Source organism: Sutcliffiella sp. NPDC057660, from assembly GCF_042800035.1.
Lineage (GTDB): Bacteria > Bacillota > Bacilli > Bacillales > Bacillaceae_I > Sutcliffiella_A.
Window position 1 is genome coordinate 190,295 of record NZ_JBHVHV010000003.1, and the last position, 13,633, is coordinate 203,927.

The window sequence follows — 13,633 nt, forward strand, 5'->3', positions numbered from 1 at the left end:
GTAATGCACAATGATGAATGTACCTATGACTGTCAGTTCGCTACTAGAAAGAGCAGAAAAGTTTTTTCCGAATAAAGAGGTGGTTTCACGCACTCTTTCAGGTGTCGAGCGCTTTTCCTACAGAAAGATAGGGGAGCGGACAAGAAGGCTTTCGAGTGCACTTGAGAAGTTAGGTGTGCAAAGAGGGGATAGAGTAGGGACGTTTGCATGGAACCATCATCGTCACCTTGAAACCTATTTCGGGATTCCAGGTATGGGTGCAGTGCTGCATACAATCAATATCCGCCTGGCACCGGAGCATGTCTCCTATATTGTGAACCATGCGGAGGATGTTGTACTCCTTGTGGATGAAGACCTCCTGCCGCTGGTGGAACGTGTCAAGGACCAACTTGACACGGTAAAAGCCTTCATCATAATGTCTGATAAAGAAGAACTCCCAGCAACAAGCCTGCATCCTGTGTTTTCCTATGAGGATCTATTGGAGGAAGGCGACCCTAACTATTCCTTTGTAAAAGACATAGATGAAAATGACCCTGCAGGTATGTGCTATACCTCAGCAACGACCGGAAATCCAAAAGGTGTCGTCTATTCCCATCGATCCCTGGTACTCCACAGCTTTGCACTTGGACTGGCTGACACTGCGGGTCTATCTGAATATGATACATGCATGCCGGTTGTGCCAATGTTCCACGCGAATGCATGGGGCCTTCCATTTGCAGCAACCTGGTTCGGGACGACACAGGTTCTGCCTGGACCGCAGTTTACACCACAGCTGCTAGCGGAGCTTATTGAGCAGGAGAATATCACCCTCACTGCAGGGGTGCCGACCATCTGGCTGGGCCTTTTAAATGAACTGGAAAAAGGAACATACGATACATCGAGTCTTCGAGCCATTCTATGTGGCGGGTCCGCTGCTCCAAGAGGAATGATCAAGGCCTTTGAAACAAAATATGGCATTCCGTTCCTTCATGCATATGGAATGACGGAGACGACTCCCCTGGCGACGGTCTCCCGTCTGAAGAGCCATCAGACCGACCTTGATGAAGAAAAGATGCTTGATATCCGCTCCATGCAGGGCCTCCTTGTTCCGGGATTGGATATGAAGGTAATCGGACCGGACGGAGAAGTGAAATGGGATGGACAGGAAATGGGCGAGCTGTGCCTGCGGGGGCCATGGATTGCAGACGAGTATTACAAGGATGAAAGATCCAAGGATGCCTTCAGGGATGGATGGCTCCATACCGGTGATGTCGTCACCATAGATCCGGAAGGCGTCGTGAAAATAGTCGATAGAACGAAGGATCTGATAAAAAGCGGAGGAGAGTGGATTTCATCCGTTGATCTTGAGAATGCAATAATGGCACACGAAGCAGTCTTTGAAGCAAGCGTGGTGGCTGTTCCCCATGATGAATGGCAAGAAAGGCCAGTCGCATGTGTGGTTCTGAAGGAAGCGTATAAAGGCAAAGTGGAGAAGCAGGAAATCCTTGACTTCATTGCACCACAGTTCGCCAAATGGTGGCTTCCTGATGAAGTGATCTTTATGGAGGAGATTCCGAAAACCTCTGTAGGGAAATTCCTGAAGCGGGCGCTCCGGGATATGGTGACAAAGGAAATGAGCGGAGTAGTGGAATAGGGTTTTTACTTGTAGCGGGTTTCCGATTTTGGGAGGCTCGCTTTTTTGTTGATCACAGGGGGATGAAAGGGTGGGTTCACGGGTGCACTGGTGCACGGGTGTAGTGCCTAGTTAATTGTCGATTTGTGCGTTTTATCGATATCTGATCCATTTTTGTGGATATATGGAATTTTCCATTGAAATATTTATATTTTCGTTGAAATAGAAATCTGGTTCGATTCATTGATATATCGAAGCTTCCGTGGATATCAGGAATTTCCCAAGGTTATTAAGGATGCATTTTAAAGAGATTATGCCGCTTTTTTTGTTGTACCTCAAAGATGAGATGAAGTCACCCTATAAATACCGAAAATCCCAACAATTGTATCCTTTGAAGTGATAATATAGTAGAAGCACATTATCAAATTATACTCAGTTGAATATGTACATAAGTGAATCATATACAAACAAATATTGTCGTGGAAAGGACAGTGCCTATATGAATAAAAGAGTTGTACTAGCTGGAGGAACAGGCTTTATCGGGAAATATCTGGAGAATGAATTTCTGCAAAAAGGCTATGAAGTGAAGATTATCTCCAGACAGCCGCAGCATATATCCTGGGAGGACAAAAAAGGAATAATAGCTGCTTTAGAAGGATCGGAAATGCTAATTAATCTTGCTGGAAAGTCCGTTGATTGCCGCTACAATGATCATAATAAAAAGGTGATCATGGATTCAAGAACAGAAACGACTGAAATACTTGGAAAAGCTGTACTTGAAGCTTTGCAGCCCCCTGAATTATGGATCAATTCCAGCACGGCAACCATTTATCGTCATGCAGAGGATAGGCCGATGACGGAGGTAAGCGGGGATATCGGAACAGGTTTCTCGGTGGATGTAGCGAAGGCATGGGAAGAGAGCCTATTCCAGTTTCAGCTACCAAAAACCAGACAAATAGCACTAAGGATTGCCATCGTGCTAGGGAAAGATGGCGGTGTCATGATACCGTTCAAGAACTTGGTAAAATTCGGGTTGGGCGGAGTACAGGGACCAGGAAGCCAGATGTTCAGCTGGATACATATCGAGGATGTCCATCAAATTATCCTTTTCCTGAAAAAGCGAAAAGATCTTAGCGGAGTATTTAATTGCGCTGCTCCAAATCCCATTTCAAACCGGGAGTTCATGGCTTCGCTAAGGCAAAAAATGAATCGGAGAATCGGTCTGCCTTCCCCGGAATGGCTGCTTGAAATAGGCGCAGTTGTCATAAGGACTGAAACAGAATTAATCTTAAAGAGCAGATGGGTGATACCAGAGAGGCTGGAGCAGGAAGGGTATACCTTCCAGTATGAAAAAATCAATGAAGCATTGGATGAAATTATCAAAAGCTAATATCGAGTGGTTGTCCCTCTTTGTGGAAGATATGATAGACCAGTATAAACGGAACAACTTCCATCATAGCCCCTGATGCGTTTTAATTTCCGGAAAAAAGGGAATGTTCCTTATAGTCAGAAGGGAGCAGATTATGATGAAATTATCAAAAAATGAAATTAGTACAATGAAGCAGAAGCTGATCGCAATGAAAAAGAGTATAGAGGAAAAACAGGAAAATAGCTTGCTGGACGAGTCCATGATGGAATCGACCGGTGATATCACAACCGGTATCGGCAATCATCTTGCAGAAGGAAATGCAGAGCGTGTCGACCGGGAACAGGAACAAACCTTTGAACAGATTGATGAAAAGGTTCTTGGAGAAATTGATGATGCCTTAGATCGGATCGAAGAAGGTTCTTATGGTGTTTGCGTTGATACAGGAGAAGAGATTCCTTATGAACGTTTGGAAGCATTGCCGTATGCAAAAAGGACTGCAGAAGCGCAGGAGAAATATGATAAAGGATATTGATTTTCGATAAAAGAGGCTGGGGCAAAAGTGTTTTAGTCTGAGAAAAACCCGAACTAATTTGAGTTTTAAGATCAAATTAGTTCGGGTTTTTTATTTATTCAAATATACGTTTAGTTTTTAGGTTACTCCAGCGGTTGATTGGAGTGCAAGACGAAGACTCCTGCGGTAGCAGTGGCCAATGTGAGACCCCGTAGGCGAAGCCGAGAAGGCTCACGGGTCACCCGCGGAAAGCGAAGTCTTGCACGGAAATCCATAGCGGTTTTTAGAGCCGGTACTTAAATTGTTCGTCTTTTGTAAGAGTTTTTTGTTTTGTCCCATCCTCTTTCCATTTACTGAAAGTTTCTATAAAAAAATTAATAATTCCTTTCAATGACAAAATTGGCCATATCTCCCCGGAAAATTGTCTTCGAATATTCTATGACACTATCATCTTCTATATAGGCATACGTTTCCAACGAAAAGCAGGGAGATCCGACAGGGATATTCAATATCTCATGCATTTCCTTGGTCGCAGCCACGATCTCCAGGTACTCCACTGTTTTTTTAATATGAGCATTATATTCCTTCTGCAAATGACTGTATAAAGAATTTTCACAACCCTTTACATTAAGTCCTGGTGTCTTTCTCCATGGAAGATATGCAACTTCGTATTGCAGAGGCTCCTCATTTACTTCCCTGATCCTGACTAATTTGTTAACTGGATCTCCTTTTTCAAGTTCAAAGATTTCCTCGAGGGAAGAATCTGCTTGAATAACATCCAGACTTACAACTTTTATCGAGGGGTTTTTTCCCTGCATTGCTACTTGTTCAGAGAAGTTCTCCACTGTTGATGTAAGCTTTTGTTTGACTTTTTTTCCAGCTACAAATGTTCCGCTTCCTTGCTGCTTATATACATAGCCTTCCAAAGCAAGCTGCTGAAGGGAGGTTCTCACTGTTGTCCTACTGACCCCGAATTTTTCACAAAACTCCGCTTCTGTAGGCAATTTGGTGTCGGGCATATATTCACCGGACTGGATAAGCTCCAGTATCATCTCTTTCACTTGAATATGTAAAGCATTCTCTTCTTTTGACATGACCATACAACCTCCTAAAGATAGATTAATGACAAAACATGTAAATTGTCAAATATTTTAAAAAATAATTTGTTATAACAAATAATATTTGTATTGATTTAGCATATATTTATTATTACAATTATAGTACAACAACGACTATTTCTCTGTAAATGCAAGATTATATAAGAGTGGAGGGGGAAATGCCATAGAGATAAAAATTGTATCGCATAAGCGGGAAGAGCATGATATTTTAAAAGAAAGATTCATAAAAAAACAATTTGTAACCGCTTACTTGGATGGGGGAGAATCTATGAATATTCTACTATGTTGTTCTGCTGGAATGTCTACGAGTCTATTAGTTAGCAAAATGGAAAAAAGTGCAATCTCCAAAGGGATTGAATGCAAGATTTGGGCTGTGGGAAGTACAGAAGTGAAGAATCATCTCAATCAAGCGGATGTTCTACTGTTGGGACCCCAGGTTCGATATATGGTAAACCAATTGAAGAATGAGGTAAATGGAAGGATTCCTGTAGAAGCGATTAATCCCATGCACTACGGATTGTGCAATGGAGAAGAAGTTCTGAACCGTGCAATTGCATTAGCAAAGGGGGAATAGGGCTGTGAGAGATTTTCTTGAAAAATATATTATGCCAACAGCAGTGAAGTTCGGTAACAATCGTCACCTATTGGCCGTCAGGGACGCTTTGATAGGCATGATCGCCATTACCATGATCGGTTCCTTTGCCGTTCTATTGAATAATCTGGGATCCATTATCAAACCGTATGGAAAAATGATGGAGAGCATTTTCGGTCCAACATGGACGACTTTGGGTGGCGACATTTGGTGGGGAACCTTTGCATTTATGACTATTTTTGCTGTATTTGGTATATCTCATAAACTGGCAAAATCCTATGGAGATGATGGATTTGAAGCAATGCTCATCTCAGCTGCCTGCTTTTTCCTCCTGATTCCGCAAGTGGCAAACGTACCTGAAACAGAAGGCGCTTGGGGATTCATCGGATGGGGTTATTTCAATTCAACCGCACTTTTTACTGGTATTATTGTCGCATTGGCTGCTACAGAGGTTTTCATTCGATTAACGAGAGTAAAAGCCTTTATCATCCGTTTGCCGGAAGGGGTTCCACCAGCTGTTGCAGGGGCATTTGCCAAACTAATACCAGGGATGCTTACGATTTTAAGTTTCGGAATATTCGGATTGCTATTCAGAATGCTTTCGGATGGTAAGCCGTTAAACGATTGGCTTAATGCTGTTTTGGTAGCTCCATTGACTAGTGCTGCCGATTCCCTCTTCTTTGCAATACTGATTGTTCTTCTGGTACATGTATTCTGGGCAGTAGGTCTCCATGGTCCGAATATCCTGGGAGGCATCACCACTCCACTTTTCACGTCTCTCGGAACAAAGAATACGGATTTGTATGCAATGGGAGTGACGGATCTAGATAAGTACGCCATCCTCGCAGGTCCTTTCCTTGATGCGTTTGTCTACCTCGGTGGATCGGGAGCAACCTTGGGACTGATCATTGCCATGTTTTTGGCTGCGAGAAAAAGGCATAAGCAGCTGCTTGCCTTGGGTACGCCTCCTGGGGTATTTCAAATCAATGAACCTTTGCTTTTCGGTCTTCCGATTGTATTAAATCCGCTATGGCTGATTCCGTTCATTACAGCTCCAGTAATCATGACAATTGTTGCATATACGGCAATAAAAATCGGATGGGTCTATCCGGTTGTAACTGCAAGCATCCCGTGGGTGACTCCTGCAGGTATTGGTGGCTATTTGGCAACTGGTGGCCATATTTCCGGAGCTGTATTGGCCCTTGTCAACCTGGCGATTTCGATTGTCATATACCTGCCTTTTGTGTATATCAACGCTAAAATAGATGAGAAAAAACTGCAAAATAAAATTGATGTTAATGTAGGGAGTCATATTGATGCATAAAGAAAAATTATACGATATATCCTTTCAATTGATACTTTACAGCGGTAATGCCAGAAGCATGGCAATGGAAGCCCTCCAGGAAGCGAAAAAAGGGAACGTCGACCGTTCCAGAAGTCTTTTAGAAGATGCGGATAATGAGTTTCTGCAAGCGCATCGCTTTCAAACGGAACTGATTCAAGCGGAGGCAGGTGGGGACAATTATGATATTCCCATCCTGCTTGTTCATGCACAGGACCATTTGATGAACGCTTTGACAGTGAAGGATTTAGTAAGGGAGTTTATTGATCTGTACGATAAGCTTCATGAGAGAGGATAGTTGCAATGAAAAGTAAGGGATTGAAAATAGTTACAATAGGCGGGGGTTCCAGCTACACTCCGGAACTGATAGAAGGGTTTATCAAACGCTTTGAGGAATTACCGGTTAAGGAAATCTGGCTGGTGGACATTGAAGAAGGAAAAGAGAAGCTGGATATTGTCGGAAATCTGGCGAAACGGATGGTTCAAAAGGCTGGGGTGCCTATTGATATCCATTTGACATTAGATCGCAGAAAAGCACTAAAAGACGCAGACTTTGTGACCACCCAATTCCGGGTAGGCTTATTGGAGGCCAGAGCAAAGGATGAGCGAATTCCGTTGAAGTACGGAGTCCTTGGTCAGGAAACGAACGGCCCTGGTGGTTTTTTTAAAGCCTTGCGCACCATTCCTGTAATTCTCGAAATCTGCAAGGAAATGGAGGAGCTCTGCCCGGATGCTTGGCTCATCAATTTTACCAATCCAGCAGGAATGATTACGGAAGCGGTGATCCGGAACACAAACATCAAGAGAGTGGTAGGATTATGTAATGTGCCCATCGGGATGGAAATGGGGGCTGCAAAGCTACTCGATGTGGAGCACTCCAGGGTTAGAATTGATTTTGCTGGGCTAAATCATTTGGTTTATGGACTGGATGTATTTGTAGATGGAATAAGTGTGAAGGAAAAGTTAATTACGCTGCTTTCGGATCCGGACAAATCGGTGACAATGAATAATATCCATGCAATGGGCTGGGAGCCTGAATTCCTTAAAGCACTCAATCTCTTTCCATGCCCTTATCATGCATACTATTATAAAACCAGAGAAATGGTAGAGAAAGAGATTCAAGCATCCAAAGAAGACGGGACCAGAGCGGAAGTGGTGAAAAAGCTGGAGGATGCACTGTTTGAACTCTATAAAAATCCAATGCTTACCGAAAAGCCATTGCAGCTTGAGCAGCGAGGAGGAGCGTATTACAGTGATGCTGCATGCAGGTTGATTCTTTCCATCTACACTGATAAAAGGGATATTCAGCCGGTCAACACAAAGAACGATGGTGCAATAAAAGGGATTCCCCACAACTCAGCAGTGGAAATCAGCTGCATCATCACAAAGGAAGGACCAAAGCCTATTGCTGTAGGGGAGCTGCCGGTACCAGTCCAAGGGCTGATACAATCAATTAAATCGTTTGAAAGGGTTACAATTGAGGCAGCCATCACCGGAAACTATGAAACTGCGCTCTTGGCATTAACGATTAATCCTCTAGTAGGGTCAGACAAAATTGCAAAAAAGATCTTGGATGAAATGCTTGAAGCCCACAAAGTTTATCTGCCGAATTTCTTTAACAACGAAAATATTATCCTATCAAGTTAAAAGGAGAAAGGGGAGGGTGATGTGATTCGCCTTATAGTCAATTTGGATGATTTTGGATTGTGTCGCGGGGTTAACTACGGAATACTGGATTCCCACCTATACGGCATTCTAAACTCCACTACAATGATGATGAACACCCCAGGAACAGAGCATGCAATAGCCCAGGCAAAACAGACCCCTTCCCTGAAGGTTGGCATCCATCTGGTCCTGACTTGCGGTAAACCCCTATCCGGTAACGTCCCATCACTGGTTGGGAAGGAAGGAGCATTCCATACGTTACCACATGCTATGCAAAACAAGGATCTTCTCGATTTGGAGGAAGTGGAAAAGGAATGGACCGCGCAGATTGAAAAGTTCCTGCAGACAGGTCTAAAGCCTACTCATTTGGACAGCCATCATCACATCCATACATGGGAAGAGCTTTTGCCGGTTGTCCAACGGCTATCCATCACTTATGGCCTTCCTGTCCGCGCTAATGGTCATGAACATTTAAGAGGGGTGACTGCCTTTACTGACATTTGTTTGCTGGATTTTTACGGACATGGAGTCAGAGAGGATTATTTTCAGAATTTGCCTAAAAGGGTGGGAACAGATACGACAGTGGAGGTAATGTGTCATCCAGCTTATGTGGATACATATCTGATGAAGGAATCCTCCTATAATCTCCACCGCCTGAAAGAATTGGAAATATTGATTCACACAAAACTGTCAGAGGCAATCGAGCTTGTATAAGAAGTAGGGAGGGCTGGTCATTACTAAGCCCTCTTTTTCATGCGAAAAATGTGTTGACATTATTTTCTATCTCCTCTATATTTTAATTAAACAGTGGTCAATTAAATGGAGGGGCTTTTATGTCACCAAGAAAATCTGTCGCACAGGAGCTTACCCAGGAGAAAATCATGATAGCTGCGCGGGAGCTTTTCACAAGCAAGGGCTACCAGCATGTCTCCATGAGGCAGATAGCTACGTCACTCGGTTATAGCCATGGAGCCCTATACTATCATTTTAAGAATAAAGCGGAACTGTTTTATGCGATGATCGAAAACGATTTTAAATGGTTGGATCAGTGGCTTGATGAAGTTTTAGCAACTGATCTGACAAACGAAGAGAAAATTCGTGAAGTACTGTTGAAGTTCATTCAATTCGGTCTTGAGAACAAAAGTCATTATGAAATGATGTTTATGGTGGGGGACGAGGATGTTCGCAACTATATCAATACTGGTCCGAATAAATCCTATGAGAAATTTGCATATTCGCTTGTCACATTGAGTAATCATAGGATATCCATTCAAAAAACTTGGTCCGTTTTTCTATCTTTACATGGCTTTGTCAGTCATTATTGCAGATGTGAGGAGAGCTTCCAGGATGTGGAGCTGTTAGCAAAAGGGCATGTAGATTTTATCCTGAAATCCTTGGGATAAAATTTTTTATTGATATTTGACCGGTGGTTAATTAATGGGGAGGGATTTGATTATGAAAAAAGCGTTAGTAATTGGTGCATCAGGTGGAATGGGGTATGCCATCATAAAGGAGTTAGTAAGCCGAGGTATTGAGGCTGTAGCCTTTGCAAGAGGTGGAGGGAAACTGGGGGAATTATTTGGAGAAGAAGAATTAGTGACGATTCAGGCAGGGGATGCCGGGAATACGCAACAGCTAATAGAAGCTGCCCAAGGATGTGACGTCATCTTTCATGCCTTGAATATCCCTTACTCACAATGGAAAGAAAAGTTACCTTCAATCGTAAAGAATATTCTAAAAGCTGCCGAACTGACAGGAGCAAAACTTGCAGTTGTCGATAACATCTATGCTTATGGAAAAAGCAATGCAAAGTTATTAACAGAGGGAACAGAGAAAAGACCTCATACGAAAAAAGGGAAAATCCGTTTAGAAATGGAACAACTGATTTTCAATTCAGACGTACCTGCTTTCATTGCACACTTTCCAGATTTCTATGGACCCAATGCAACCAATACCTACATGCATTATACGCTGGACCAAATAGTATCCAAAAATAAAGCGGGATATGTAGGTCCGAAAACTATTGCAAGAGAATTCCTCCTCACCACTGATGGAGCCAAAGCAATGGTCACGTTGGCACTTCACCCGAATGCTTACGGACAGAACTGGAATATTCCTGCCAACAGTACCATTACAGGTAATGAACTGGAGCTATTGATAAAGAATGAACTGGGAGAGAAAAAGTCTCTCTACTCCATCTCAAAACCGATGTTTGCTTTTTTCAGCTTGTTTGCCGGTAAGGACATGAGAGAGGGGCTGGAGATGCAGTATATTGCCAATGAGGAAACAATCCTTTCTGGATCGAAATATGAGAACGAAATTGGCCCCCTCCCCCGGACTTCATACGAAGATGGGTTGAAGGAGACAATTCAATATATGAAAAATGGGAAGAGATGAGCAGGGGAAGATGAAGAGGCTGAACATGAATATCTATTCGTATTGATAGCCTAATGGATTTTATGAGCGATTAACCGGAATGAAATGGCCATCAGTGGCGTGCTAATGGCTATTATGAACAATAATTCCAATGAGAAGGCCAATAGCGACGTGCTAATGGCCTTTTCAACAGTATTCCACTGAGTGTTCAATAACCTTTTCCATTTTTTAAATGGTCTAATACACAAAAATATCAAAAAATAACTGACAAACATTTTGAAATCTTTTCGGACAGCCCATTCGTTTAATTAATCATTCACAAAGCCCAAAGAACTTGTCGTCTTTTCCGTATCCCAGGTATGATTATTTTTTTTCCGGTTGTCTGTTTGAAGTTCCTTGCAGATTTTCTCGATGTCAACCTCTTTTTCATAGTGCCACTGCAAAGCAACAGAGGTATAGAGCTCGTTAAGCTGGGCGTAGGAAAACTCTTCTGTCAGAGAGCCGATATGGTACAACTCTTCCTCTGAAACGAATTGCCCCATTTTCTTCTTCTTCAGATAGCCCACTCGCAGCTCTTTTGTAGGCAATTTTATTTCATAGGCACGGTCAAACCGTCCAGATCTATTTATCAGAGCTGGATCGATTTTCTCAGGGTAGTTGGTTGTCCCAATGAGGAATATCCCTTCCTTTGAAGTGGCTCCATCCAGTGTATTTAGAAACACAGAGCGGACTTCTACAGGCATGGAATCAATATCTTCTATCACAAGCACCATGGGAGTCATCCGGTTTACGGTGGAAAACACTTCATGGACTGAATAACTCGATGTATGCTCGGTAATTTGCCAATATGCTACCGGTGCGGTAATACTGTTTGCGATCGATTTTACCAAAGTGGTTTTCCCATTCCCTGGTTTTCCGTAAAGAAGAATCCCCCTCTTATACGGGATATTATACGTTTGAAAGAATGAACCGCTTTCTGTGAAAAATTCATCAATTGAACGGTAAATCTCCTTTTTCAAAGTTTCCTCCAAGAACACATCATTCCTTGTTACGAATGAGGTAATCTTTTCCTTTGAATTGTCGATTCCGTTTTCTGTATCAGTAAAAACGGTGACATAGTTTTTGGTGTACTCTCGTTTTCTTTTAATAATATAGTTCAAGAAAGCGATTAAGCAGTCATTAGTTTTAGCTAGAATAAAGTCATGGGTTGTTTCACTATGAATCATGAATATTGGTGAACGTGCCAATGCTACTTGAAATGCAGGGTAGTAATAAACGGTATTGGTGATCCTCGGCTTGATCAGGAACTCGAGGTGTTTATCGCAATGGTTGGAGGAAATGGTTCTTGTCTCAATTCCATCAAATATATATGAGACAACGTCCACCGTATCTGGATAAAGCTCAAGGTCCTCCTCCAAAACCTCCCACAACTCGTTGGAGGTTTCATCGTCTGCATACTTGTGGAATACAAACCCGTACTTCTCTTCTAGTAAACTAGTAATTCTATGAACCACATAACCATAGTCATAAAAGCCCTCAATCTCTTCCTTTTTTGTATCCGAAAATTTAATCAAATAAGATGTCTTGTTCATCAATGGCCTTCTTCCATAAAATGTTTTTATTCTTATTCTACTTGCCTAGATAGGTTCAATCAATAAAAAAAGCCTCTAGAAGAGACTATTTTTGTTTGTTTTTCCGATAAAGTAAAAATACAGCAAGGGTCAAGGATAATATTATGGTCAGTCCAATAAAGATATTTCGGTAGGAAGATACCACAGATATCCCGGATTGCCACACGAGAAGAAGTCCGGTTAATGCCACTCCAAATGCTCCTCCAAAAAACTGGACAAGCTGGGCAATTCCCATTCCTGCTCCAAGTTGCTTTTTGTCGAGAATCCTGGAGATTTCATTGGAAATGCTCGAGGTTAATGCTGAAAATCCTGTACTCATGAACATATAGGTAAATAAAATGGCGTAGGGCGAAAGCACTCCGAAAATTGCAAAGGACAAAGTTGCAACGATTAGAAAGCTTTCTCCGAATAAGATCAATGGCATATTCCCGAAACGGTCGATCAGTCTGCCTATGAATTGAGCAGCAATAGCGGAAAGAATGGCACCAGGAAATATCAACAATCCGATGGTGGCCGGCTCCTTTTCAAAAATTACAGAAAGCATGATCGGCATCAGGAAGAGTGATGAAAAATGGGTGACAAATGCACCAAAGCCTATAAAGAGAAGCTTTGTAAATTGTCTGTCTTTTAATAATGCAGGTTGGATGAAGGGCATTGGAATCCGATGAATATGCCACCAGAGCCAGCCAAGAATAACCAGGCTCACGAGTAATACTGGAATTGAGAAGCTCGATAGGTAAAGGAGAAGGCCTGTCACACCAAGTCCGATCAATATGCTGCCTATAATATCAAATTTCCCTTTCTGCACTTCTTCATAAGGCAGTAGACGCCTGAAAATAGGGAGCAAAAGCAAAACAAAGCCTGTAACCATGAAAAGATAATGCCACCCTAAATACTGGGTAATCATGCCTCCAATAACAGGACCAAGTCCAAAGCCCAGGCTTGCTGCAGATGAGATGAAAGCCATAGCTTTGCCTCGGCGGGAGATCGGTATGTATCTTCCTGCAAGCACCATCGCCAGGCCAGGTACTGCTCCGGCTCCGGCAGCCTGAAGGAGTCTGGCCACCAATAGCAAGTAAAAATCTTTTGATAAAAAGCCAATAATGGAGGAAATTGCCAATAAACTTAAACCGATGGTCAACAGTCGGCGTATAGGAAGAAAGTCCGATAATCGGCTGTATGTCAATGTCGCGATAGCAAAGACAATCGAATAGCCTGACACTATCCAGGAAGCGGCTGAAGAGGAAAGTGACAGCTCCCTCAGAACACTGGGGAGGGCAACGTTGAACATCGTCGTATTCATGACCACCAGCCAAACGGTAATGCTCCAGAAGAGTATCACTTTACTTTCTTGAAGTACAGGCTGCTCAACTGCCTGTGTGTTGGTCGAATCCAGCCCCATAGCGATCACCAAGTT

Annotated in this window: 13 protein-coding genes; 10 read left to right on the plus strand and 3 right to left on the minus strand. The window is 42.7% G+C overall.

Going from position 1 to position 13,633, the window contains the following annotated elements; translation table 11 throughout:
- The first annotated feature begins 10 nt into the window (after positions 1–10).
- From ACFVAD_RS04170 to ACFVAD_RS04180, 3 genes are all read left to right on the plus strand, one after another.
- Positions 11–1,633: a long-chain fatty acid--CoA ligase gene (locus ACFVAD_RS04170; RefSeq protein WP_386636400.1), complete on the plus strand. Its 1,623-nt coding sequence runs from the start codon at positions 11–13 to the stop codon at positions 1,631–1,633.
- A 478-nt stretch (positions 1,634–2,111) separates the two neighbouring features.
- Entirely contained in the window at positions 2,112–3,002 is an 891-nt protein-coding gene (locus tag ACFVAD_RS04175) for a TIGR01777 family oxidoreductase (RefSeq protein ID WP_386636402.1), read from the plus strand.
- Between the two features lie 133 nt (positions 3,003–3,135).
- Entirely contained in the window at positions 3,136–3,513 is a 378-nt protein-coding gene (locus ACFVAD_RS04180; protein WP_386636404.1) for a TraR/DksA family transcriptional regulator, read from the plus strand.
- 353 nt (positions 3,514–3,866) lie between these two features.
- On the opposite strand, the gene ACFVAD_RS04185 is transcribed toward ACFVAD_RS04180, so the two are convergent.
- On the minus strand, positions 3,867–4,586 hold the full coding sequence (locus tag ACFVAD_RS04185; protein WP_386636406.1) for a GntR family transcriptional regulator: 720 nt from the start codon (positions 4,584–4,586) through the stop codon (positions 3,867–3,869).
- Between the two features lie 292 nt (positions 4,587–4,878).
- Here ACFVAD_RS04185 and ACFVAD_RS04190 point away from each other — a divergent pair, with 292 nt between their 5' ends.
- From ACFVAD_RS04190 to ACFVAD_RS04220, 7 genes are all read left to right on the plus strand, one after another.
- Positions 4,879–5,184, plus strand: a complete 306-nt coding sequence (locus tag ACFVAD_RS04190) for a PTS sugar transporter subunit IIB (RefSeq protein WP_386636408.1) — start codon at positions 4,879–4,881, stop codon at positions 5,182–5,184.
- A 4-nt stretch (positions 5,185–5,188) separates the two neighbouring features.
- The gene (locus ACFVAD_RS04195) at positions 5,189–6,526 is read left to right on the plus strand and encodes a PTS sugar transporter subunit IIC (RefSeq protein ID WP_386636411.1); all 1,338 of its coding nucleotides are present in this window, start codon (positions 5,189–5,191) and stop codon (positions 6,524–6,526) included.
- Complete coding sequence (locus tag ACFVAD_RS04200; protein ID WP_386636413.1) at positions 6,519–6,842, plus strand: PTS sugar transporter subunit IIA; 324 nt, start codon at positions 6,519–6,521, stop codon at positions 6,840–6,842. The genes ACFVAD_RS04195 and ACFVAD_RS04200 overlap by 8 nt, the downstream gene beginning before the upstream one ends.
- A gap of 5 nt (positions 6,843–6,847) precedes the next feature.
- On the plus strand, positions 6,848–8,191 hold the full coding sequence (locus ACFVAD_RS04205; RefSeq protein ID WP_386636415.1) for a 6-phospho-beta-glucosidase: 1,344 nt from the start codon (positions 6,848–6,850) through the stop codon (positions 8,189–8,191).
- Positions 8,192–8,212: 21 nt separating this feature from the next.
- Positions 8,213–8,923, plus strand: coding sequence for a chitin disaccharide deacetylase (gene chbG, locus ACFVAD_RS04210; protein ID WP_386636417.1), 711 nt, complete (start codon positions 8,213–8,215; stop codon positions 8,921–8,923).
- A 119-nt stretch (positions 8,924–9,042) separates the two neighbouring features.
- Positions 9,043–9,612 (plus strand): TetR/AcrR family transcriptional regulator, encoded by a 570-nt coding sequence (locus ACFVAD_RS04215; protein ID WP_386636419.1) that lies wholly within the window; start codon positions 9,043–9,045, stop codon positions 9,610–9,612.
- A gap of 52 nt (positions 9,613–9,664) precedes the next feature.
- Positions 9,665–10,606, plus strand: coding sequence for an NAD(P)H-binding protein (locus tag ACFVAD_RS04220; RefSeq protein WP_386636421.1), 942 nt, complete (start codon positions 9,665–9,667; stop codon positions 10,604–10,606).
- Between the two features lie 287 nt (positions 10,607–10,893).
- Here the strand turns inward: ACFVAD_RS04220 and ACFVAD_RS04225 are convergent, their stop codons facing one another.
- Both ACFVAD_RS04225 and ACFVAD_RS04230 read right to left on the minus strand, forming a co-directional pair.
- Positions 10,894–12,177, minus strand: a complete 1,284-nt coding sequence (locus ACFVAD_RS04225) for an ATP-binding protein (protein ID WP_386636423.1) — start codon at positions 12,175–12,177, stop codon at positions 10,894–10,896.
- Between the two features lie 85 nt (positions 12,178–12,262).
- Positions 12,263–13,618: an MFS transporter gene (locus ACFVAD_RS04230; protein ID WP_386636425.1), complete on the minus strand. Its 1,356-nt coding sequence runs from the start codon at positions 13,616–13,618 to the stop codon at positions 12,263–12,265.
- Between the last annotated feature and the right edge of the window lie 15 nt (positions 13,619–13,633).